19 protein-coding genes are annotated in these 25836 nt (G+C 29.5%); 16 read left to right on the forward strand and 3 right to left on the reverse strand.

Going from position 1 to position 25836, the window contains the following annotated elements:
- Positions 1-21: 21 nt before the first annotated feature.
- From zapA to Q3304_RS10385, 7 genes are all read left to right on the forward strand, one after another.
- Positions 22-612, forward strand: coding sequence for a cell division protein ZapA (gene zapA, locus Q3304_RS10355; protein WP_070442131.1), 591 nt, complete (start codon positions 22-24; stop codon positions 610-612).
- Positions 613-791: 179 nt separating this feature from the next.
- Positions 792-1454, forward strand: coding sequence for a YoaK family protein (locus Q3304_RS10360; RefSeq protein WP_407813832.1), 663 nt, complete (start codon positions 792-794; stop codon positions 1452-1454).
- 159 nt (positions 1455-1613) lie between these two features.
- Positions 1614-4115 carry a DUF3656 domain-containing protein gene (locus Q3304_RS10365; RefSeq protein WP_407813833.1) on the forward strand — a complete coding sequence of 834 codons (2502 nt, stop codon included), beginning with the start codon at positions 1614-1616 and terminating at the stop codon, positions 4113-4115.
- Between the two features lie 97 nt (positions 4116-4212).
- The gene (locus tag Q3304_RS10370; RefSeq protein ID WP_054269237.1) at positions 4213-4797 is read left to right on the forward strand and encodes an HD domain-containing protein; all 585 of its coding nucleotides are present in this window, start codon (positions 4213-4215) and stop codon (positions 4795-4797) included.
- Positions 4798-4847: 50 nt separating this feature from the next.
- On the forward strand, positions 4848-5324 hold the full coding sequence (locus Q3304_RS10375; RefSeq protein WP_407813834.1) for an NUDIX hydrolase: 477 nt from the start codon (positions 4848-4850) through the stop codon (positions 5322-5324).
- A gap of 124 nt (positions 5325-5448) precedes the next feature.
- Positions 5449-6270 (forward strand): nitroreductase family protein, encoded by an 822-nt coding sequence (locus tag Q3304_RS10380; RefSeq protein ID WP_407813835.1) that lies wholly within the window; start codon positions 5449-5451, stop codon positions 6268-6270.
- A 226-nt stretch (positions 6271-6496) separates the two neighbouring features.
- Positions 6497-8971, forward strand: a complete 2475-nt coding sequence (locus Q3304_RS10385; RefSeq protein ID WP_407813836.1) for a diguanylate cyclase domain-containing protein — start codon at positions 6497-6499, stop codon at positions 8969-8971.
- A gap of 338 nt (positions 8972-9309) precedes the next feature.
- On the opposite strand, the gene Q3304_RS10390 is transcribed toward Q3304_RS10385, so the two are convergent.
- Positions 9310-10761 carry an aminoacyl-histidine dipeptidase gene (locus Q3304_RS10390; RefSeq protein ID WP_407813837.1) on the reverse strand — a complete coding sequence of 484 codons (1452 nt, stop codon included), beginning with the start codon at positions 10759-10761 and terminating at the stop codon, positions 9310-9312.
- Positions 10762-11080: 319 nt separating this feature from the next.
- Here Q3304_RS10390 and Q3304_RS10395 point away from each other — a divergent pair, with 319 nt between their 5' ends.
- From Q3304_RS10395 to Q3304_RS10410, 4 genes are all read left to right on the forward strand, one after another.
- On the forward strand, positions 11081-13459 hold the full coding sequence (locus Q3304_RS10395) for an endonuclease MutS2 (protein ID WP_407813838.1): 2379 nt from the start codon (positions 11081-11083) through the stop codon (positions 13457-13459).
- A 21-nt stretch (positions 13460-13480) separates the two neighbouring features.
- Positions 13481-13894 carry a DUF523 domain-containing protein gene (locus Q3304_RS10400; RefSeq protein WP_407813839.1) on the forward strand — a complete coding sequence of 138 codons (414 nt, stop codon included), beginning with the start codon at positions 13481-13483 and terminating at the stop codon, positions 13892-13894.
- Between the two features lie 189 nt (positions 13895-14083).
- Entirely contained in the window at positions 14084-15784 is a 1701-nt protein-coding gene (argS, locus tag Q3304_RS10405) for an arginine--tRNA ligase (RefSeq protein WP_054269243.1), read from the forward strand.
- 253 nt (positions 15785-16037) lie between these two features.
- A complete protein-coding gene (locus Q3304_RS10410) occupies positions 16038-16961 on the forward strand; it encodes a hypothetical protein (protein WP_054269244.1) in 924 nt (307 codons plus the stop codon).
- Positions 16962-16965: 4 nt separating this feature from the next.
- Here the strand turns inward: Q3304_RS10410 and Q3304_RS10415 are convergent, their stop codons facing one another.
- Entirely contained in the window at positions 16966-17172 is a 207-nt protein-coding gene (locus tag Q3304_RS10415) for a hypothetical protein (RefSeq protein WP_003418305.1), read from the reverse strand.
- Between the two features lie 135 nt (positions 17173-17307).
- Here Q3304_RS10415 and Q3304_RS10420 point away from each other — a divergent pair, with 135 nt between their 5' ends.
- Positions 17308-19062, forward strand: a complete 1755-nt coding sequence (locus Q3304_RS10420; RefSeq protein ID WP_054269245.1) for a B12-binding domain-containing radical SAM protein — start codon at positions 17308-17310, stop codon at positions 19060-19062.
- 17 nt (positions 19063-19079) lie between these two features.
- Complete coding sequence (locus tag Q3304_RS10425) at positions 19080-20222, forward strand: tetratricopeptide repeat protein (protein WP_074179175.1); 1143 nt, start codon at positions 19080-19082, stop codon at positions 20220-20222.
- Positions 20223-20303: 81 nt separating this feature from the next.
- Here the strand turns inward: Q3304_RS10425 and Q3304_RS10430 are convergent, their stop codons facing one another.
- A complete protein-coding gene (locus Q3304_RS10430) occupies positions 20304-21212 on the reverse strand; it encodes a LysR family transcriptional regulator (protein ID WP_219673873.1) in 909 nt (302 codons plus the stop codon).
- A 223-nt stretch (positions 21213-21435) separates the two neighbouring features.
- Here Q3304_RS10430 and Q3304_RS10435 point away from each other — a divergent pair, with 223 nt between their 5' ends.
- The 3 genes from Q3304_RS10435 (at position 21436) to cooS (ending at position 25566) form a co-directional block, all read left to right on the forward strand.
- Positions 21436-22002 (forward strand): DapH/DapD/GlmU-related protein, encoded by a 567-nt coding sequence (locus Q3304_RS10435; protein WP_407813853.1) that lies wholly within the window; start codon positions 21436-21438, stop codon positions 22000-22002.
- Positions 22003-22129: 127 nt separating this feature from the next.
- On the forward strand, positions 22130-23041 hold the full coding sequence (locus Q3304_RS10440; RefSeq protein ID WP_054269249.1) for a bifunctional enoyl-CoA hydratase/phosphate acetyltransferase: 912 nt from the start codon (positions 22130-22132) through the stop codon (positions 23039-23041).
- 605 nt (positions 23042-23646) lie between these two features.
- Positions 23647-25566 (forward strand): anaerobic carbon-monoxide dehydrogenase catalytic subunit, encoded by a 1920-nt coding sequence (gene cooS / locus Q3304_RS10445; RefSeq protein ID WP_021383498.1) that lies wholly within the window; start codon positions 23647-23649, stop codon positions 25564-25566.
- The last annotated feature ends 270 nt before the right edge of the window (positions 25567-25836 follow it).

The following is a 25836-nucleotide window of genomic DNA, read 5'->3' on the forward strand; positions in this document are numbered from 1 at the left end:
CTAATGTCGGGGGAGGTTAGGATGAACAAAGTAATGGTTAAAATCCATGGCGCTGAATATCCAATGGTTGGAGATAAGTCAGAGAAGTTTATGATTAGTATCGCTGATTTTGTTGACAAAGAAATGGATAAAATAACACGTCAAAACCCGAAATTAAGCTTATCAGTTGCTGCGATACTAACTGCATTAAATATATCAGACCTTTTATTTGAATGTTCAGATGAGAATGAAAAGTTGATTAAAGCTAATGAAGAATTGAGTAAAAAAGTTGGGGCATCTAATGAAGAACTTCAATTAGAAATCAAGTCTCTAAAGCTTACAATAGCAGAAAAAGAAGCAGAAAGTCGTGAAACTGAGGCTAAGATGAAAGAGTTAATTGATATTATAGAAAATAAAAAGCAAGAAATATTCGAACTTAGTAATACGACAGAAGGTTCTAGAGCCGAGTTAGATGCTTATAAAAGCAAGATTGAGGAACTAAGTGCTCAACTTGAAGAGGCAAATGAGAGAGCTACAATAGCTGAGAATTTAGCTTCTGAGTTTCAAAACAAAGCTTATGATTTACAGCTAAAATGTACAGGGTTAAATAATGATGAAAAAAATGTGAAATAAAATTAAAAGATTTGCTGTCTCTATTGTTTGTTGAGACAGCTTCTTTTAATGTATAAATACAAATATTTATACAGATAAAAGTTTTTTTAATATTAATAAAAAATAGTATCTAAAATAATTTTGATTTGGTATCTATCATTAGAAAGTGAGATGTTTTATATATGACAAGCCAGAGCCAGATGTCTGAATCATTCTTCTTATGCTCTTTATTGGCAATAACAGGAGGATTTTTAGATATTTATACTTATGTAGTAAGAGGAAAAGTCTTTGCTAATGCACAGACTGGAAACATAGTTTTATTAGGGCTTAATATAGCAGAAGGGAATATAAAAAAATCTTTTTATTACTTGATTCCTATTTTGGCATTTATGTTAGGCGTATTTATAGCAGAGAAGATAAGAAAGTACTTTAAAGATAACTCTAAGATTCATTGGCGTCAAGTTATTATTATAATTGAAATGATTACAATACTTGTAGTTTCTTTTGTACCTAGAGGACAATTTAATATGTTTGTAAATGTTGCTATATCTTTTATTTGTTCAATGCAGGTAGAGAGTTTTAGAAAAGTAAATGGAAACAGTTTTGCAACTACAATGTGTACTGGAAATTTAAGAAGCGCTACAGAAACATTATTTCATTATATACAGACCAAGAATGTTTTTATGATAAAAAAGAGTTTGCAGTACTATGCAATTATTGTATTCTTTATATCTGGGGCTATTTTAGGAACTTTTTTTACAAAGATTTTTGTGGAAAAGTCAATCCTAGTATGTTTCTTTATTTTGGCAGTAGTCTTTGGAGTTATGTTTATCAATAAGGATGATTCATTTAACGAAAACTAACTTAGTGTAAATTGATAAAAAATGAGTTATTATTTGATATACTGTATATGGTAAATAGTATATCAAGTTAAATATAGTAAGTAGTGTATAAATTTAATGTAAGTGTGTGTGTTATAGATAATTATATTAATCTAATAAGTATAAATAGAGGAGAAAAATATGAAAAAAATAGAATTACTTGCACCAGTTGGCTCTTTTGATTCATTAAAAGCAGCAGTACAAAATGGAGCAAATGCTGTGTACTTAGGTGGTAAAGACTTTAGTGCAAGAGCATCTGCAAACAACTTTGATAGAAATGAGCTAATTGATGCTGTTAAATACTCTCATATAAGGGGAGTACAAGTTTTTGTCACAGTGAATACATTGATAAAACAGTATGAAATAGAGGATTTTGTAGAATATGTAAAATTTTTATATGATATAGATATTGATGCTTTAATAGTACAAGATATAGGAATGGCAAGGCTTATAAAAAGACTATTACCTGATTTTGAACTACATGCAAGTACTCAAATGGTAGCTCATTCATTAGAAGATGTTAAGTATCTTCAAAGTGTTGGCTTTGATAGAGTTGTTTTAGCAAGAGAATTAAATGTGGATGAGATAAAATGGATTTGTGAGAATACGACTGTAGATATAGAGGTCTTTGTGCATGGGGCTTTATGTGTATGTTACTCAGGTCAGTGCCTTATGAGTAGTATGATAGGGAATAGGTCTGGAAATAGGGGTAGATGTGCACAACCATGTAGACAAAAATATGAGTTGATAGATATAAATACAGGTGAAGTAGTAAAGAGTGATGGAGATTATTTGTTGAGTCCTAGAGATTTAAGTACTATAGAGGAATTAGATAAAATAATTGAAGCAGGTGTATTATCTCTAAAAATAGAAGGAAGAATGAAAAAGCCTGAATATGTAGCTACTGTAGTTTCAGGATATAGAGAAGCAATTAATGAATTTGTAGATAAGAATAAAATAAGTATTTCTGATGAAATAATAAATAATTTGTATACTATATTTAATAGAAAGTTTACAAAAGGATATATACTAGGTGAAGTTGGTAAGGATGTAATGAACTCCAATAGACCTAATAATCAAGGTCTATATGTTGGAAAAGTTTTAGATTACAATAGAAGAAGCAAAAGGCTTAGAGTCATATTAGAAAACACACTTAAAAAAGGTGATGGAATCAATCTAGGTGGAGGTACTATTGGAAGGATAATAAAAGATGGAGAGATAACTACAATAGCCCATAAAGGCGATTTGATAGAATTAGATTTTGTTGGAGAAGCAAAGAGAAATCAGCTTATATTTAAGACTTCAGATAGTGAGTTGATGGATAGAGTACAAGCTACATTCCAACAAGATAAAGAGTTAATAAAAACTAATATAAAAGCAAAAGCAAGTATTAAACTAGGTAAAAAGCCTGTGCTTTCTATAAGTGATTTCTGTGGGAATACATCAATTATAGAGGGAGAAAAGATAGTTGAAAAAGCTATAAAAGTAGCTTTAAGCAAGGAGAAAATAGAGACACAAATCCAAAAGCTTGGTAATACTCCTTATGCATTAAAAGATATAGAAATTGATTTGGATGAAGGTGTAAGTATGCCTATAAGTGTTCTAAATCAAATGAGAAGAGATTGCATTGAGCTTTTAGACCAAGAAAGAATAAAAATAAAAGGTAGAAAGTTTAAGGAGAATAGATTAAAATACCAACCAGACAGAGTAAATAAACAGAAAAAACTTAATACAGTCCCTAAAATTAGAGTTAAAGTCAAGAATTTAGAGCAATTAGAAGCAGTATTAAAGTACAATGTGGATTTAATTTATTATGAAGATATAAATACATTATCAAAAGCCTTAGAAATGGTATCAAATATTTCTAAAGAATCAATAGTTTCAAATATAAATAACATAAATACTTCTGGTGAAAAGAGTTCTAGTGTTGAAAATACTGAAAGTAGATTAATATATTCAGTACCACGAATTATTAGAAATAAAGAATATAAGCAATTTGAAACATTAGATAATATAAAAGGAATCAATAAGGTGCAAATTGGTAACTGGGGTTCTATGGAATATTTTAAAGGAAAAGATTTAAATATAGATTGCTATTTAAATGCATTTAATAGTGAAAGTATAAATCACTTCAAAGATGAGGGAGCAGGTACAGTTTGTTTATCACAAGAATTAAATCTAAATGAAATCAAACAAACTTTAAAATATACAGATGTAGAAATTGAAGCAGTAATATATGGATATACTCCTATGATGATTACAGAATACTGCCCTATGGGAGTTGTTGTTAGGGATTGTAAAAAGGACAAGAGAGTTGCTAAATGTAAGGAAAGTAGCTATGCCTTAAGAGATTTTACAGATGCAAGTTATAGAATAACACAAGATATATTCTGTAGAAGTACGATTTACAATTCAAAGATAACTTGTATGTTAGATAATTTATATGAGTTAGATGAAATTGGAATAGATGTGTTTAGAATAGATTTTACAGTAGAAGATAGTGATATGGTTAAAAAGGTTATTGAAGCCCATATTGAGGTTTTGAGTAATGATTTTAAACTTGGAGAAAAGGCTACTAATTTATATAAGAAATTGGATGAAATTGGAACAGTTGCAGGACACTACTATAAAGGTGTAGAATAGATATAATATGAAAAATATACATAAATATATAAATAAACTTAAATTTATGTGTATTAAAATATAAAAATATCATATACATGAAAAAATAGGGGGAATAATGAAAATGAGAGAAGAAGCTTTAGAAATTTTATTTAAGTATTTAGAGACTGATAGAATGAGAAAACATTGTTATGCTGTTGAAGCAGTTATGAGAGACTTAGCTAAAAGATTAGAGCCAGAAAAAGAAGAAGAGTGGGCAGTTGCAGGCCTTTTACATGATTTGGATTCAGATATAGTTGGAAGAAAGCCAGGGGAAATCTGTGAAGGACATGCTACAACAACAGTGGAACTGCTTAAAAAAGAAAACTTTGGTGATGAAGAGATGTATAGAGCAATACTTGGTCATCATGATGGAATGGGAGTTACAAGAACTAGTCTAATGGAAAAAGCTATATATGCAGCAGACCCTATAACTGGTTTTATAACTGCTATAGCGTTAGTTTATCCAGATAAAAAGCTTACTAGTGTAAAAACAAAGTCTGTAATTAAAAGAATGAAAGAAACAAGATTTGCTTCAAATGTAAATAGAGATGCAATGAGAAGTATAGAAGATATAGGGATTCCATTTGATGAATTTGCAGAGCTTTCTCTTAATGCAATGAAGAATATCAGTGATGTTCTTGAGAGTAATGAAAATGAATAATACCAATAATATACGAATAAAAAATAGGAAAAGAAAGTAAGGCAGGATGTATGAAGCTTACAACTATTTGTTATATAGAAAAAGATGGAAAGACTTTAATGTTATATAGAAATAAAAAGAAAGATGATATACATGAAGGTAAATATGTAGGAGTTGGAGGAAAGTTTGAGCAAGGAGAGACTCCTGAAGATTGTGTAATTAGAGAAGTTAAAGAAGAAACTGGGCTTACTCTTAACTCACTAGCATATAAAGGATTGATAACTTTTCCAAAATTTAAGAATGATGAGGACTGGTACATGTTCTTATATTTTTCAGATGATTTTGAAGGTGACTTATCCGAAAAAGATTTGGATGATTGTAAAGAAGGAAAATTAATTTGGGTAGACAATGATAAAATATTTGACTTAAATATGTGGGAAGGTGACAGATTGTTTTTGAATTGGGCTAAGACTGGTAAAGTTTTTAGTGCAAAGATAATATACAATAACGGAAAATTGGAAGATTATAGTGTAAATTTCTTAACTTAATCTGTATACATACTTTCAATTTAAACTTGATTTGGAGTTAATATTGTTAAAAAAATAAAAATTGACTTAGACAACTATTTGCTTTATACTAAAGTAAAATTTTTAAATGGAGGAAAAATCTAGAATGATAGACATAAATTTAGAAACATGCGTAGGTTGTGGCTTGTGTGAATCAGACTGCCTTGTAAATGCAATAAAAGTTAGAGAAAATAAAGCAAAGGTAAAAAATGTTCTCTGTATTAATTGTGGTCATTGTATGGCAATTTGCCCAACAGATTCTATAGAAATGCAAGGATTTGATAAGAGTGAAGTATTAGAATACAATCATGAGACTTTTGACTTAGAATCTGAAAATTTAATGAATTTCATAAAATTTAGAAGAAGTATAAGAGACTACAAAGACATAGAAGTAGAAGAAGAAAAAATAAGAAATATAGTAGAAGCTGGTAGATATACGCCAACAGGTGGAAATAGACAGCCTCTAAGATACATATTGGTAAAAGATAAATTAAAAGAAGTAAAAGAATTGGCAATAGAAGGGCTTTACAATATGGCACTAAATACTGATGATGAAGACCCTGTTCGTTCTATATACAAAAACACATTTAAGAGAATGTATAAAGGATATAAAGAAAAGGGAATTGATTCTTTATTTTACGATGCACCATTACTTATGGTAGTTGTTGGTGATATTTCTTTAGGTGGAAGTGTATATGTAGATGGAGGATTAGCTGCATCTAATATGGAGCTTATGACTTATTCACAAGGATTAGGAATGTGTTATAATGGATTCTTTGTTATGGCATCAAATATAGAGCCAAAGATAAAAGAGTTATTAGGAATGAATGATAATGAGGCAGTTATAACTTCATTTATATTAGGTTATCCAAATGTAAAATATAAAAGAACTGTAAATAGAAATGATGCTAAACTTGATATAATGTAAATTAAAAATAATATTATATATCAAATTAAGATAAATAATTTGCTAATATATCAAATTCATTGTAAAGGCAAGTTAAATGGAGTATAATCAAATTATATTATGTATGAATGAGGATATTAAATTTTTTACGAAATTTTATGTCCTTTTTTATACTAACTTATATTTTAAAACCCAGAAAATTATACAGTGTATACACTGTAAATATTATTATATGGAGGAAGCGGTAGTGAATTTGAAAAAGTTATTTTCTTTAACTTTTATAATTGTGTCCATATTCACTTTTTGTATATTTCCTTTTGATATTAATGCCATGAATAATGATAATCGTACTATACGTGTTGCTTATCCTATTCAAGAAGGTCTAAATGAAGTAGATGAACAAGGTAGATACTCTGGATATAACTATGAATACTTACAAGAAATTGCTCAGTATACTGGATGGAATTATGAGTTTGTTCGGGTTGGAGGAGATACAAACACTTCTCTTCTTAAATCTATGGAGATGTTAGAAAAAGGCGAAGTTGACTTAATGGGTGGAATGTTATACGATGAACAATTAGAGAAAGTATATGATTATGCAGGTTCTAGTTATGGGACTGTAAATACAGTATTACAAGTGCTTAAAGACAATGTAGATATTGACAGTGTGAGTTCACAAGTTACAAAGACCATGCGTATTGCAGTGCCAGAGAATGGAATTAATAAGATTAAAGAATTAGATAGATATTGTGAAATGAATCAAATATCTCCTGAATTGGTGCCTTGTAAGACAGGAGAAGAACAGTTACAGGCATTAAAGGATGGAAAGGCAGATGCAATGCTTAATGTCAGTATGAATCATATAGATGGTGTGCGAACTATAGCTAAATTTTCTCCTAAACCATTCTATTTTATTACATATAAAGGCAATAAAGAATTATCTCAACAACTCAACTCAGCAATCTCTAATATTGAGCAAACAGACCCATATTTTTCACAGACATTATATGAGAAATATTTTACACCAGAAAATAAAGAGTTAGTTTTATCCAATAAGGAATCTGAATATATAAAAAATATAGAAACTTTGCAAGTAGGAGTTTTACTAAAAAATCCACCATTTCAATATGCAGATGATAAAACAGGTAAATTAAAGGGAATTTCAATAGACTTACTTAATTATATCTCAGATAAAACTGGCTTAAAGTTTGATATGATACCTGTGAAATCTCAGAAAGAATTGGACAATATGATAAAAGATTCTAAGATTGATATTGTAGCTGGTATGTCTTATGATTATGAAAGGGCACGTGAACGTCATGTAGCCATGACTCGCCCATTTATTTCTACACAGTATATTATGATGATTAATAATAAGATTAATGAAGATAGTCTAGAAAATAAACGTTTAGCTCTTACAAAAGATACTTCTTATAAAGAATATTCATCTAATAATATTATTTGGTATGATACATTAGAGGAGTGTATTGAAGCTGTAAATAGTGGAAGAGCCGATTATACATATGGTGAAGGATATGCTATACAGTATTATGTCAATCAACCCAAGTATAAGTATGTTCGTCTAATTCAACAAAACTATGAACCACATCGTTTTTGTTTTGGTGTGGCTAAACAGAATAAACAGGAATTATATAGTATATTAAATAAGGCTATTAATAGTATGCCTACTGAAAACATGCAATCAATTATTTATAAGAATACTACATATATATCAAATTTTTCTCTAATTCATATTATGCAGGAAAATCCAATTCAAACTATTCTTATAGTCTCTAGTATATCATTATGTATTATTATAATTATGGCTTGGAGTCTTCGTACTCGTACAAGTATGAATCAGAGAATTTCTTTAGAACTTAAAAAACATACTGAAGTATATGAGATGGCAAGTGAGTATTTCTTTGAATATGATTATCAAGCAGATAAAATTACGATTGCTATGCAAGAAAATGGAGTTAATGTCTTTAATGGTTTAAGTCATAGTAAAGATGAACATGAAAATGAAATTGAAAAAGAGTATAGGGAACAATTTTTTAAGTTGATTAGGGAACAAGAAAATGGTTCAACAGAAATGTATTGTGTTTGTCCTGATGGAGAGTTTCATTGGGTTAGAATTACATCAAAGATAATTTATAATGAAAAGAATGTTCCTGTGTATTCAATAGGCAAATTACATAATATCGATTGTGAAAAAGAGGAAAAAATGAGGCTATTAGATAAAGCGCAAAGAGATAGTTTAACAAATATTTTTAATGCTGCTTCTATAAGGGATATGGCTACAAAAAGTTTAGATGATTTATCTCGTAATGAAATGGGAGCTTTACTTATCTTAGATATTGACTATTTTAAAGATATAAATGATACTTATGGTCATCTTGTTGGAGATAAGATGCTGATTGCAGTTGCAAATATTCTTGTTAAATGTTTTGATGAATGTGATATAGTAGGTCGCCTAGGGGGTGACGAATTTAGCATATATGTTAAAAATGTAAAGGATACAGAAAGTCTTATAGAAAAGTGTAATATTTTATATGATAAAATCCATGGCATTAAATTACCAAATGGAAATAGTATATCTGTAAGTATGGGCGGTGTAATATCAAAGCAAGGACAGACATATGATGAGATATACAAAATGGCAGATGATGCACTTTATAATTCGAAGAAGCAGGGTAGAAATCGATTTAAAATTACTGAATAGGAAAATTTTTTATATACATTTTATATAATCTATATAATGAAAGAACATATAAGTATGTGTTTACCAGAAAATGAATGGAGTTAATCTACATATGTACAAGATATTAAGTAGTATAATTTAATATCTTGATTGTAGAGAATTACATAAGTTTAAAGAATAAAAAATCTATCAAATAAAAATATATAGTAAAATAATAAAGCCTAATGACAAATATAAAAATGCATCATTAGGCTTTATTCCTATAAACTTTTATAATGTTAATTTATAGACTAAGTGTAATATAGATTTATTTATAATCTATAATTGTATCCAAGACTCAATCTAAATAAAATTTAGATTTAATATTGGTTCATAGATTTTAATATTTCTATAACATAATCCCAAACATTAGCTATAGAAGGGATACTAACATGTTCATTTGGAGTATGAACATCAAACATATCTGGTCCTATAGATATAGCTTCAGCATGAGGAAGTTTATCAAGTAATAATCCACACTCAAGACCAGCGTGTAGAGCCATAACAGTAGGAACTTTACCAGTTAATTTTTCATAAGTTTCACTACATATTTTTTCTAATTTAGAACCTTTTTTGAACTCCCAAGCTGGATATTGAGAAGTAAGACCATAATCAGCACCTAAAGCTTGAGCTAAAAGTCTTATTCTATCAGCTATCTCATCTCTAATAGACATAACAGAACTTCTAACAGAAGTTAAGAATTCAATAGTAGATTCTTTAGTTTCAATTATAGCGAAGTTAGTAGAACTTTCAACTAATCCTTCTATATCAAGGCTTACAGATTGAACACCATGAGGAGTTAAGCTTGACATTTGAACAACTTTTTCTTTACAATCTTTAGCAAGAACTTTTTCTACAGAAGTTTCAGCTACTGAATAAGTCATACCAGGGTCAGAAGTAGTGAACTCATGTTTAAATGCAGTTAAAATTTCATTTATTTGTTTTTTAGCAACTTCAACATCAGCTTTATTAATAGCTATTACACACTTAGCTTCACGAGGTATAGCATTGTGCTTAGTTCCACCATCAACAGAAGCTAAATCATAGTCAACATCTAATACGCTTAATACTCTAGCTATTGCTTTATTAGCATTTGCTCTTTGTAAAACAATTTCCATACCAGAGTGTCCACCCAATAGTCCAGTAACTTCAACTAATAAACCTTGCTTGTCAGCTTCAACTTCTTTGTATTCAACAGGTAAACTAACAACACAAGTTTTACCACCAGCACAACTAACTAATAAGTATCCTTCCTCCTCGGAGTCCATATTTAGGATATATTGACCTTTAATTAAGCTAGGGTCTAATGCATCAGCACCATTCATACCATCTTCTTCATTAACAGTAACTAAAACTTCTAATGCTGGATGTTCTAAAGTGTTGTCTTCTAATATAGCCATACCCATAGCAACAGCTATACCATTGTCAGCTCCTAAAGTAGTTCCAGTAGCATATATCATGTCACCATCGATTCTTAATTTTATAGGGTCTTTAAGAAAATCATGTTCAACATTCTTTTCTTTTTCACAAACCATGTCCATGTGTCCTTGAAGAACTACGCCTGGACAATTCTCATATCCTTTTGTAGCAGGCTTTCTTATTATTATGTTTAAGCTTTCATCTTGAATAGTTTCAAGACCTAAATCTTTACCAAAGTTAAGTAAATAATCACTTATACTTTTTTCATTTCCAGAACCTCTAGGAATTTGAGATATTTTCTCAAAGTTTTTAAAAACATTTTCTGGTTTTAATCCTTCTAATACGTTTCCCATGACTTATGTTCCTCCTTAGTTTATCTATATAAGTAGCTATTCTTTAAAAACATGCTAAAACAAACTACTTTAAAAATATTAAAGAAGATTTTTTAACAGATTATATTACAAATAAAGCATGTTTATGTATAATATATAGATAGCTACATACATAGTATAATACAAAATATGTGTAAAATATATCTAAAAGAGAAAAAATATAATAATTTTAGAAATGAAAAAGAAATAAAACTTGCAGTTTTTATTGGAAATGCTTGAAAACATACATTTTTAAAATTAAATAAAAAAGTTAAAATATCGAGGATGGTGAATATAGAAAATGAATGAGAAATCGTTAAGAGTTCTAGAATACAATAAAATAATAGACTTATTAAAGAAGAAAGCCTCATCTTCTTTAGGTCTAAAATATATAGAAAGTTTAGTCCCAAATACTGATTTTATAGAAGTAAAATCTATGCTAGAAGAAACTAGTGAAGCTCAATCAATTATTATAAAGAGAGGTTCAGTAGGTTTGGAAGGTATCCATGATATAGAAGACAAAGTAAAGAGAGCGTATATAGGAGCATCTCTTGACCCAGGAAGTCTAATTATGATAGCAGATACTTTAAGAGTAGCTAGGAGATTGAAAAATAGTCTATCTAGCAGTGATGAAGAAGATTTCAATTATCCAATAATACAATCTCTATCAAATTCTCTATATGTGTATAAAGACATAGAAGACCAGATATACAATGCGATAATTAGTGAAGTAGAGATATCTGACAATGCCTCAAGTACACTTAGAGATATCAGAAGAAGAATATCTCAGAAAAATCAATCCATTAGGTCGAAACTAAATTCAATAATAAGTTCAACTACTTATCAAAAATACTTACAAGATGCCATAATTTCTCTAAGAGGTGATAGATTTGTAGTGCCTGTAAAAGCTGAATATAGGTCGCAAGTTGCTGGTATAGTACATGACCAGTCATCTTCTGGTGCGACACTTTTTATAGAGCCAATGACTATAGTAGAAATGAACAATGAATTGAGACAGTTGAAATTAGGAGAACAAGAAGAGATAGAAAGAATTTTATCAGAGCTTTCTGCTATGGTTGGAGAAGTGAGTGAACACTTAATTTCTAATCAGGAGATATTAGGAAGATTGGATTTTGCATTTTCAAAAGGAAAATTTTCGATACAAATGAGAGGTATAGAACCAACTTTAAATGAGGATAAATATTTAAATATAAAAAATGGAAGACATCCTTTGTTAGATAAGAAAAAAGTAGTAGCAAATACAATTTATTTAGGAAGAGACTTCCATACATTAGTAATAACAGGTCCAAACACAGGTGGTAAGACTGTTACAATAAAAACTGTGGGTCTATTTGCACTTATGACACAAAGTGGACTTCATATACCTGCTGATTATGGAAGTAGTATGTGTGTATATGATAATGTATTTGCAGATATAGGAGATGAACAAAGTATTGAGCAGAGTCTATCGACATTTTCATCTCATATGACGAATATAGTATCAATACTACAAAACGTAACAGCAGACTCTTTAGTTATATTTGACGAATTAGGAGCAGGGACAGACCCTGTTGAAGGAGCTGCCCTTGCAATAGCAGTATTAGAAGATATAAATTCTGTAGGAGCTAAATGTATAGCAACTACTCACTATAGTGAGCTTAAAAACTATGCTCTTACTAAATCTGGTGTAGAAAATGCAGCAGTTGAATTTGATATAGAAACATTAAGTCCAACATATAAACTACTTATAGGTGTTCCAGGAAAATCGAATGCTTTTGAGATTTCTAGAAAACTTGGACTAAGTGACTATGTAATTTCACGTGCTAAAGAATATATAAATACAGATAACATAGCTTTAGAAGATGTATTACAGAATGTTGAAAAGAATAGAATCAAAGCAGTAGAAGACAGAGAAGAAGCGGAAAGATTAAAAGAAGAGATTGAAAGACTAAAGGTAGAATATGATGAAAAGCTTGAAAAATTGATTAGCCAAAGAGATAAGATGGTTGAAAAAGCTAAGTCAGAAGCGTTTTCAATTATAAGACAAGCTAAAGAAGAAGTAGACATTATAATAAAGGAACTTAGAAATCTTGAACAGGAAAGAGCTTCAAAAGAAAAGAATCGTAAGATAGAAGAACTTAGAAAAGAATTGACTAGTTCTATGGGAAGTCTTCAACCAACAGTAAAAAGCATGATAGTTCCAAAGGTTTCAAATAAAGAGATAAAAGACCTAAAGCCAGGCGAAGAAGTTAAGGTAATAACTCTAAACCAAAATGGTAGTGTAGTGTCAGTGGATAAAAAGAGAAAAGAAGCAGTAGTGCAAATTGGTATAATGAAGATGACCCTACCTTTTAAATCTTTACAAAAAACTCGCAAGGATGTTTCAACAAATGTAACTAAATCAACAAGAAATATAATAAGGTCAAAATCTGGTAATATAAAAAATGAAGTTGACCTTAGAGGGTTAAATCTAGAAGAAGCTATAATGGAAGTTGAAAAATATCTTGACGATGCATATGTGGCAGGATTGGAATCTGTAACAGTAATACATGGAATTGGTACAGGAGTACTAAAAGCAGGACTACAAGATGTATTAAGAAGGAATAGACATGTAAAATCACAAAGAGGTGGTCAATATGGAGAAGGTGGAGCAGGAGTAACAATTGTTAAACTAAAATAATTTGTATGGGAGCACATTTTTATGATATTAGTATCTGCATGTTTAATAGGAATAAATTGTAAATATAGTGGCGATAATAATGAAAATGAAAAAGTTAAAGAATATTTAAAAGACAAAGAATTTACACTTGTATGCCCAGAACAGTTAGGTGGTCTATCTACACCAAGACCACCTGCTGAAATAGTTGATAATAAGGTAATTACCAAAGATAATAAGGATGTGACAGAAAACTTCGTAAAGGGTGCTAAAGAGACTCTAAAAATAGCACATTTATATGTATGTAGCGAAGCAATATTAAAAGAAGGTAGTCCATCTTGTGGATGTAATTTAATTTATGATGGAAGTTTTTCTGGTAAAAAAATTTCAGGAAAAGGCGTCACAGCAAAACTACTTGAGGAAGAAGGCATAAAAGTTAAAAGTGAAAAAGATTTGTAGAAAACCAATACAGGAATAAAAAATTGCATGTAAAAATAGTATTTTTAATGTATGCAGAATTTGTATAAAAGGTACAATTTTTAAAGTACTTTATCACATAATGAAATACTTGAAAAAACACGAAATTTGATTTAACATAAAGAGATAAGCACAATATAAACCAGGTACAATGTAGAGAGGAGCAACAAGATGCAAGATTTCAAGGTAGCAATATCAAATTGCCTTAAAGAAAAAATAGAAGATTTATCGAAAGAAGAGATAGAGGCACTTATAGAAGTTCCACCAAACAAGGACATGGGTGACTATGCTTTTCCATGCTTTAAATTAGCTAAAGTGTTTAGAAAAGCTCCAAACATGATAGCAAATGAATTGGCAGAAAGTATAGAGCCAAGTGGAGAGATAACAAAGGTGATACAATTAGGCGGATATGTAAACTTTTTTGTAAATAAGTCTCAATTGGCAGAAACTGTAATCAAAAAAGTATTAGAGGAAAAAGAAAATTATGGTCATAGTGATTTTGGTAAAGATAAAACTGTAATAGTTGAGTATTCTTCTCCAAATATAGCAAAACCTTTCCATATAGGACATATAAGAACTACAGTGATAGGTAATGCCTTATATAAGATATATGACTCACAAGGATACAAGACTATAAGAATAAATCATTTAGGTGACTATGGAACTCAATTTGGTAAGTTAATAGTGGCCTTTAAAAAGTGGGGAGAAAAGGAAGTAGTAGAATCTAATCCAATTCCAGAATTACTAAAATTATATGTAAGATTCCACGATGAAGCTGAACAATATCCAGAAATGGAAGATGAAGCAAGAGCGTGGTTTACTAAATTAGAAAATGGCGATGAAGAAGCAAAAGAATTATGGCAATGGTTTAGAGATGAGAGTTTAAAAGAATTTAACAGAGTGTATAAACTTTTAGATATAGAATTTGATTCTTTGGCAGGGGAAAGTTTCTATTCTGATAAGATGGGTAAAGTTATTGAGTTGTTAGAAGAGAAAAATCTTCTAATAGAGTCTAAAGGTGCAAAGATTGTTGATTTAGAAGAATATAAAATGCCACCAGCACTTATTACTAAGAATGATGGTTCAACATTATATATGACAAGAGATTTAGCTGCTGCAATATATAGAAAAGAAACTTATAATTTTGACAAGTGTATATATGTAGTTGGTTCTCAACAAAACTTACATTTCCAACAATGGTTTAAAGTAATTGAGCTTATGGGATACGATTGGGCAAAAGATTTAGTTCATGTTGGGTTTGGTATGGTGGCTCTTGAAGAAGGGACTATGTCAACTAGAAAAGGAAGAGTAGTATTTTTAGAAGATGCTTTAAATCAAGCTATAGATAAGACTAAGGATATTATATTAGCTAAAAATCCAAATGCCAAAAATGTAGATGAAATATCTAAACAAGTAGGTGTTGGTGCAGTAGTATTCCAAGAATTGTCTAATAGTAGAATTAAAGATTACACATTCTCATGGGAAAGAACATTGAGCTTTGATGGTGAGACTGGACCATATGTTCAATATACGCATGCTAGATGTTGTTCAGTTTTAAGAAAAGCAGAAGAAGAAATAACTTCTGATATAGATTATAGTCTGTTAGCTGATGAAGATAGTGCAGAAGTTCTTAGAGTTATAGAATCATTTAATAAAAATATTTTACTTGCTCTAAAGAAAAATGAACCACATATAGTGACTAGATTTATGTTAGATTTGGCTCAAGCGTTTAATAAATTTTATCATGACAATCCAATTTTAGTAGAAAATTTGGAAATTAGAAAAGCTAGACTTGCATTAGTTCTAGCTACAAAACAAACTTTGGAAAATTCTCTGAAACTGTTGGGAATGCACGCTCCGGAAAGAATGTAATACGATAAAATGTTGAAATAAAAAGAATAAAATTGAACTTAGTACGCAATTTGTATAACTGTAAAATATAGGGATGTCGAAAACTGATGCTTTACATATAAAAAAGTAGTATCGTATAATAATATATAGATAGTAGATTACAATGATTTTTGTACACTACTATCCCCCTATATATGACAGCTTCTTAAACGGGCTGTCTCTTTTTTTTTAATAGCAAGATATTTAGATTCAATTTTTTAGAAAGGATATATTTATGAATGATGAATTACTAAAAAAAGTCTATACATCTTCTTTTAGTAGTGCAAGTAGGGCTCTTAAAGATTTAATTATAATAAATACGAAATCCTTAATAGATGATAAAACACAACGATGTGTATATATAGACGAAAATAGACTGAGAGATGAACTTATTTACTATAGATTTTATGGAGAGAAAATAGGGAATATTAATTTTTTAAATATTTTATTACCATTAATTTTATCAAATACTAATATCCAAAAAAGTGAAGACGAGGTTGTTAGACTAATAAAAAGATATGTGAGTTATTTTAAAAAAGAAGAATCTTTATTTGATTATTTATTAGGTTCTGTAGCGTATAATTCTGTTATGCACAATCTTATAAATAATAGCAAAATAGAATATGTCGAATTACTACAGAGTATCAAAGACAAGATAATAGGATTTTCTATAGAATTAGACAAATCAGATATTGTAAAGTTTCAGATGGCAAGGATTAAAGCAATACAATTAATTGATAAATATATTGATTCAAAGTTTGAAGAGTATGATGAAGAAAGTGTTCTATTAAACGTGTTAAACGTCTTATACGATGTATATATGGAAGATAGGATTGTAGAAAATGAAGGAATTAAGAGCATAAAAAAATCTATATTATCCATTTTGGGTGAAGATAGTGAATTAAATGAAGATAATATAGATTTTATTTTTTCTATGTCAGAATATGTTGTTAAATTGAGAAAATATAAAATTGGAGTCAAGGCATACAATAAAAAAATAGACCCAAGAAGTTTTATAAGACTTGAAGAAGGGAATACTTTAATAGACCCCATATTTAATCAAATAACAGTTATATCAAAAACTTTTAATGATAACATATTAAGCATAAAAATAAATTCTAAATCAGGTATTCATATATTGAAATTTAAAAAAGTTTAGGCTATCAGAGTGTGCTATTTTTCTCTAGATAATCCAAAAAATCTTTTTCCTTAGTGTCAGTTAAAAAACATAATTCCTTTACAATATTATTTCTAAGGTCGATGAAATCACTAATTTGAGTATTTTCATTAGTGTATTCAAGAGACTTTATAATAAGTAGTAGATCTCTTTTTGATAAAGAGTTGATAGATACTTTTTCAATTAATTCCATAAAAAACTTCCTTTCCTCACATTACTTGAAATTAATAAATTAATTATATAGATATTATTAAAACTTTACATATACTATTCTAACCTATAAGGGGTACAAAAAGACAGTATAATATTAAAAAGAGGTGAGAAATATTTGAAAATTTTATTAACAACATTAAATTCTAAGTTTATTCATACAAATTTAGCTATAAGATACCTAAAAGAATTTGTAAGAGATTTGATAGAAGTTGATATGAAAGAATATACGATAAATAATGATTTGGACTATATTTTGAAGGATATATACAAAAACGAGTATGATATAATATTATTCTCCACATATATTTGGAATGTGGGGGATATAGTTAAGCTTTGTGATAATCTAAAGAAAATTAGACCTAATACTAAAATAGCTTTGGGCGGACCAGAAGTTAGTTATGATAGTTATGAGGCAATGAAAAAGTACGATTTTGTGGATTATATACTTTATGGAGAAGGAGAATTAATTTTTAAAGACTTGGTACTTCATTTACAAGGTAAAAAAGACATAAATGATGTAAATGGACTTGTATATAGACAAGGCAATGAGATAATCGTGAATAAGCCAATGGAATTACTTCAAAACCTGGACGAGATTCCTAGTCCTTATGAAAATTTAAATCCAAAAGAATATGAAAATAGAATAGTGTATTATGAATCATCAAGAGGTTGTCCTTTTAACTGCCAGTACTGCTTATCATCTACTATTCCAGGTCTAAGATATTTTAGCTTAGATAGAATAAAGAGTGATTTAAAAGCTTTAATAGATGCAAGAGTATCACAGATAAAGTTTATTGATAGAACTTTTAATGCAAATAAAAAAGTGGCTATGGAAATTATGGATTTTCTTATGAAAAATGATAATGGATATACTACTTATCATTTTGAAGTTACAGCGTATTTGATAGATGATAAGATGCTTGAATTTTTAGCTGATTGTAAAGAAGGTCTTTTTCAGTTTGAAATAGGAGTGCAATCTACAAATGAAAAAACACTTGATGCAGTAGGTAGAAGGGATGATTTTAAAAAATTGTCTCATGTTGTTCAGACTGTAGCATCGTATAGAAATATACATCAGCACTTAGACTTAATTGCAGGGCTTCCTTATGAAGATTATAAGAGTTTTGAGAATTCCTTTAATGATGTATTTAATCTAGGTATAGAGCATCTACAATTAGGTTTTTTAAAGATGATTAAAGGTACAGGCATGAGAAAAGTTGCAGATGAACATGGTTTTAAATATAAAGATTATGCTCCATATGAATTTTTATATAATAATTATATAAGTTATGAGGAAACATTGAAGCTAAAGGATATAGAAGATATATTGGAGAGGTACTATAATTCTAAAAACTTTGTGTTGTCCATGAGATATATTATAGGCAGATTTTATAAACAAAGTCCTTTTAAATTCTTTGAGGCTTTTGCTAAGTATTTTGATGAAAATGGATATTTTGATTTGGCACAAGGAAAGAATCAGCTATATAAAATATTGATGGATTTTTATAATAAAAATATAAATATGGATAATGATGTATTCAATGATATATTAAAGTATGACTATATATCACTTGGTAAAACATCGAATATACCACAATTTTTTAATAAGTTAGATGTGGATGATTTTAAGAATAGATGCCATGTATTTTTACAGGATAATGGTAATTTATCAACATATTTACCTAGTTTTGTTGATAAGCCAGCTAAACATATAATAAAATATGTTCATTTCGAGCCATTTAAATTCAATGTTGTTGATTTAAAAAGTGATATAAATATAGAAATAAGAGAAGAAAAAAATGTAGTCTTATTTGAATATGATGATAAAAAAGTATTTGAGAAATCTAAAACTCATAAAGTAGAGATTTAAATATTTAGGAGGGAAAAATGGATTTTAAAATAGAAAAATATTTGCTGAAAAAGGCAGAGGAACTAGCTTTTATTACTATAAAGCATGGTGGCGAGTTTAAATTAAAGAGCTATGATGTGCCAAAAGGTGGATTAGATGTACCTATAAAAAATGAGGTATTGGTAAAAGGAATAAAAGAAAAGACTGCTCAGGATAAGTTAAATTCAATGTCTATAGCAGATGCTATGATATATATAATTGGTATAGATAGTAAATTTAAAAACAATGGAGAATATGAAAAGTTCTTAAATGCTTTATCTGAAGATATTAATCTGGATTTAAAGGCATACATGGGATATATGTCAAGAAAATACTTTGAGATTGGGGAACATACAGATGCTTTAATATATATAAAAGCATTTATAACAATGTATCCAGATGATTTAGATGCCATGTATAATTATGCAATAGTTTGCCAAGAGATAGCAAAACAGTATCAAAAAGATATGGATGAGAAGGCAATGAATGCCTTTTTACTTGAAGCAATGGCCAAGCTTGAAAAGATAATTGATGTTGATGAGAGTTTTGCATTAGGTTATTACCATTTAGGTTACCATTACTATAATCAAGGTCAATATCTAAAGACTAAGCTAACTTGGGAAGATGCATTAAGACTTGGGCTAGATGCTGATTTGGTAGCTGAGATACAAGATAACTTAGGAAAGATGGACTTTAAAGTCCAGTATGAAGAAGGATATACGCTTGTATTCCAAGGTAAATTTAAAGAAGGATTAGAGAAACTACTGCCATTAGAAGAAGAACATATGGATTGGTGGAACTTGTTGTTCATGATAGCACTTGGATATAAGGGTATGGGCGAGATAGAACAGGCTGAGATGTATTTGGAGAAGATATTGATAATAAAGCCTGAGCAAGTGGATGCTATAGTGGAATTAGGGCTTTGTGAGGCTTATAAAAATAATTTAGATAAAGCAATAGAATATTTTGAACAAGCTGCTAAGATAAAGGAAGACCCAGAGATACTTTGTAATTTAGGGATGGCTTATTTAAATAATGGTGATATTGATGATGCAACTTATTATATAGAAAGAGCTTATGAATTGAATCCACAAGATGAGATTACAATTGCTTGTTTAAAAGAGCTTGGAATAAATAAGTAAGAATATTGTTAAGTTGTATTTGATTTTATTGGTTAGGCGGTATAACATTTATCATGTTATACCGTTTTTTTTATTTTTTACTTATTTTTCTTCAGATGTATTCAACGTGATAGAAGAAAAATCTTTTTGTATTTGAAGTAAAAATTTTTCTGATGCTTTTGAAAATATTTGATGTTTTTTCCATATAATATTTAATTTAGCTTCTAAAGGGGGATATAGAGGTCTAAAACAAAGATTACTATTTTCTGTAGTATTAACAAGTCTATCTAAACATAAAGCATAACCCAGCCCTTCTTCTACCATAAGAGAAGCATTATAAACTAAATTATATGTTGCAACAATATTTAGTTTTTCAGTACTATCTTCAAGCCATTTAGAGATTGCCTTATCAACTAGTGTTTGTCTTGAAATAATAAGTGGTATATTACATAAATCTTTTGGATTTATCGCATTTTGTGAGGCAAGGACACTGTCTTTACGCATTAGTAAGCCCCAAACATCAGTAGCAGGGATTTGTATGTAATCATACTTCTGTATATTTGCAGGTTCAATTAAAATACCAAAATCAAGAAGTCCTTTGTCTAATTTTTCAGTTACATCATCAGCATTTCCACTAAAAAGGTGGTATCTTACATTAGGGTATTTTTTATGAAAATGATATGCAGTTCTAGCTATAAGTCGCATAGCCTCAGTTTCTCCACCACCTATATATATATCACCACTAATAATTTCATTGGGATTATCAAATTCCAATTCTACCTTATCAACTAATGATATAATTTCCTCTGCTCTTTTATGTAAAAGTCTACCTTCATTTGTTAAGGAAACTTTTCTATTTCCTCTAACCAATAATTTAACTCCCAACTCTTCTTCAAGTTCTATAATCTGTCTAGAAAGTGTTGGTTGTGTTATATGTAAAAAGGTTGCCGCACCAGATATACTTTCCTCTCTTGCGATTGCTAAAAAATATCTTAATACTCTTAATTCCATAGTTAATCATCCTTTACTAACTTATTTATTATATAATTATATCAATTTTTATGCTTTTTAAGTATATGTAAGTATTTAATATAGGTATTTGATATAAAAAAATTAGTATATTACACTAAAAGTAGTAATCATATTACTTATAAAATTAATTAAGCTAATTTTTATTAAAATGTTATTTAGAAAATACAAATAAACTAAAATGTATATTGAAAGGATGTATAAAATGAATATCAATGAATTTTTAAAGCATGTGAATCAAAGAAAACCTGTTTCTAGTGAATCAGAAATACATGAATTTATGGTTAAGTTAAGTAATGAGGCAATGAAAATCACAAGCAAGCTAAATTCCTCTTATCATGAACCAGAAGAAGTGCGTAATTTATTTTCTGAGTTGATTGGAAAAAAAGTAGATGAATCATTTTTTATGTTTCCACCATTTTATACAGATTGTGGAAAGAATATTACCATAGGAAAAAATGTTTTTATAAACAGCAGTTGTCATTTTCAAGACCAAGGAGGTATTGAGATTGGAGATAATACTCAAATAGGGCATAATGTGGTATTGGCTACACTTAACCATGGGATTATGCCAGATAAACGCAGTACAACCTATCCTTCTCCAATCATAATAGGAAAAAATGTATGGATTGGTGCTAATGTAACTATTGTTTCAGGGGTTACTATTGGCGATAATGCAATTATTGCTGCTGGAGCAGTTGTAACCAAAAATGTTGCAGAAAATACTATTGTAGGTGGTGTTCCTGCAAAGCTTTTAAGGGCTATTGATTAAATCCCAGAATAAAATATTAAACTATTATTTAGTTATACAAATTTTTTATAACATAAAAAATAAATTGAGAAAAGGTATAGCAAATATGGTATTATTTAGTTAAATATATATAAGGGAGGGGTTACTTTTGATAAAAAAATTAGATGATATTTTAGAGCAACTTAAGGGAGGAGAGAAAATAGTACTTTCTGTAGCAGCAGCTCATGACAAAGAGGTTTTGATGGCAATAAAGGATGCTGTAGAAAGAAATATAATTACTCCTATATTAGTTGGAAATGAAGAAAAGATAAGAGATATATCAAAAGAAATAGGATTTGATTTAAATGGTATCAAAATAGTGGATAAGGATGATATCAAAGATTGTGCAGAAATAGCAGTTAAACTAGTATCAAGTAAAGAAGCTGATTTTGTAATGAAAGGATTATTAGATACATCAGTTATCTTAAAAGAAGTGTTAAATAAAGATTATGGTCTTAGAACTGATAGTTTATTAAGTCATGTAATGGTATATGAGTTAGAAAGATACCATAAATTACTTATAACTACAGATGGAGGCATGAACATAGCTCCTGATTATGAGCAAAAGGCAAAAATATTAAAAAATTCAATAAAGGCCGCAAAAGCTTTAGGTATGGAAACTGTAAAAGTTGCATGCTTAGCAGCTAAAGAAAAAGTAAATCCTAAGATGCAAGCAACTGTAGATGCAGATATGTTAGCAAAAGCTTGTAAAGAAGGAGAGTTTGGAGACAATGTAATCGTAGAAGGACCTTTAGCTTTTGATTTAGCTGTTTCAAAAGAAGCTAGTGAAATAAAAGGATTTAAGAGTGAAGTATCTGGTGATGTAGATATTATGTTGGTTCCAACAATTGAGGTTGGTAATGGAATAGGGAAAGCCTTTACATATATGGCAGACTCTAAATCAGCAGGTATAATTATGGGCGCAAAAGCTCCTATAGTTTTAGTATCAAGAGCCGATTCACATGAATCTAAATTATATTCTATTGCATATGGTGCTATTGTGGCTAAGAGCATGAAATAAAATCAAGAGTATGAAATAAATGAATAAAAATAGAAAAAACAGTCAAAATGTCTAAATTAATGCAATATTAAAAAAATTTTATATAAAAAATAATTATGGCTTCAAATGAATATATACAAATGTTCAATTTGAAGCTATAATTAATATTAAAGTAGGAAAAATAAAAAAATTCAAAAAAATTAGTCCAAAAAATGCTATTCTAAGAAGTTTTTACTAATTAAGTTTAGGGAGTAAAAATCTGTAACAAGTCTAAAAGTAATGAAAAATAATAAATACACAATCAACATATAAAAACGAAAAAATGACTAGAAATAATTCAAACTTGATTTTAAAAAAATCAAAACATAATTTAATTAAACTAAAGTATCAAAAAATAGGTTTAAGTATTAAAAAATAGCCAAAAACAGTAAGTAAAATTAACTTAAATTAGGTACCAAAAATTAAATTTTTATGTATTATCTAATTTTGTTAAAAAAATATTTAAATCTAAAGCAAAGTGTTGGAAATTAGTATATAATCAACTTAGAAAGCATTTATTTTATTATTTTATGACATGAAGTCAGTCACCTGGGGGATTTTAAAAATCAAAAAAAGGGGATAGGAATATGGATGAAAAAATGTTAACAATTGATTTAAACAGCCAGAAGATGATAGCAAAAGCTAGAGAAGAAGGCGTAGAAACAATGTATGATAGAAAAGAAGGCTTCAAGGCACAATGTGGTTTTGGTCTTCAAGGTGTTTGCTGTAGAATATGTGGAATGGGACCATGTAGAATAAGTCCTAAGACTCCAAGAGGGTTATGTGGAGCAGATGAACACACTATAGTAGGTAGAAACTTTGCAAGAATGGTTGCTGGTGGGACAGCTGCCCATTCAGACCATGCTAGAGATATTGCACATACATTAGCATTAGCTGATCCAAATGGAAACTATAAAATAAGAGATGAAGCTAAGTTAATAACTTTAGCTAAAGAATGGGATGTAGAGACAGAAGGTAGAGATATCTATGATGTAGCACATGAAGTGGCAGAAATTGCATTAATGGAGTTTGGGAAGCCTTTTGGAACATTAAGATTTATAAAAAATGCACCAGAACCAAGACAAAAAATATGGAAAGAATACGCTATAGAACCAAGAGCTATAGATAGAGAAATTGCAACAATAATGCACTCTACTCATATCGGATGTACTGGTGATATAGATAGTTTAATACACATGAGTCTTAGAACTTCTATGGCTGATGGTTGGGGAGGTTCTATGATAGGTACTCGTCTAAGCGATATCTTATTTGGAACTCCAGTGCCAAGAAGAACAGAGGCTAACTTAGCCGTATTAGAAGAAAATAAAGTTAATATAATATTACATGGACATGAGCCAGCATTATCTGAAATGATAGTTTTAGCTTCAGAAGAACCAGACTTAGTAGCTTTAGCTAAAGAAGTTGGAGCTGATGGAATAAACTTAGCTGGTATGTGTTGTACAGGTAATGAGATTACAATGAGACATGGTGTAAGAATAGCAGGAGACTTCCATCAACAAGAACTTGCAATAATAACTGGAGCAGTAGAAGCTGTAATAGTTGACGTTCAATGTATATTCCCTGCATTAGCTAGAGTTGCAGATTGTTACCATACTAAATTTGTAACAACTTCTCCAAAAGCTAAAATAACAGGTTCAACTTATATTGAATTTAGAGAAGAACAAGCACTTGATGATGCTAAAGCAATAGTTAAAGAAGCTATTTTAAACTTTAAAAATAGAGATAAATCAAAAGTACTTATACCTGAATTAAAATCAGGGGCAACAGTTGGGTATAGTGTAGAAGCAGTAGTAAACCAATTAGATAGAGTTGTAAACTCTCATATAGACCCAGCAGGAACAGTTAAGCCATTAACAGACTGTTTAAAATCTGGAGTATTAAGAGGAGCAGCTGGTGTAGTTGGATGTAACAATGCTAAAGGAGTTTCAAATGAGGCTCACGTAACAATAATGAAAGAATTAATTAAAAATGACATAATAGTAGTTACTACAGGATGTGGTGCTTCAGCAGCAGCTAAATTTGGTTTAATGGAAACTGATGCAGCAGAAAAATATGCAGGTAAAGGTCTTGCAACTGTCTGTAAACTAGTAGGAATCCCACCAGTACTACATATGGGTTCTTGCGTTGATATAAGCCGTATATTAGATTTAGTTGGAGCAGCAGCTAATTACTTAGATATGGATATGTGTGACCTTCCAGTTGTAGGTATAGCTCCAGAGTGGATGTCAGAAAAAGCGGTTGCTATAGGATGTTATGTTGTAGCTTCTGGTATAGACACTTATTTAGGAATAATGCCTCCAATAACTGGTTCTTCAAGAGCAGTAGACATATTAACTAGCGAATTAAAAGATAAAGTTGGAGCAACATTTACTGTAAATACTAATCCAAAAGAATTAGCAGCTACAATAATAGAGGATATAGAGAAAAAACGTGTTCACTTTGAAGCATTAGTTGAAGAAAAAATGGCAGAAAAGGCTGAAGCTTAAGAGAGATAGAAACCATAGAAAAAACGATTTTATAAGAAATTTTATGGATGAATAAAGTCAAATGTTAAGGCAAAGAACATCGAAATATAACGAATATACTGAATAAATAAAATATAAACAATATAATGAAGAATAATAAAACTATACATGCTGCTTTGAAAAGCTAGTAAGGTAAATGTAATTGGTTCCTGTAAGGACTAGCTGTAGTTTATTTTTAGTGTACAAAAAATAAACAACTATAAAATTAACTGCATAAAAAGCAAATAGTAA

This window comes from Clostridioides sp. GD02377 (genome assembly GCF_045899875.1).
GTDB lineage: Bacteria > Bacillota > Clostridia > Peptostreptococcales > Peptostreptococcaceae > Clostridioides > Clostridioides difficile_A.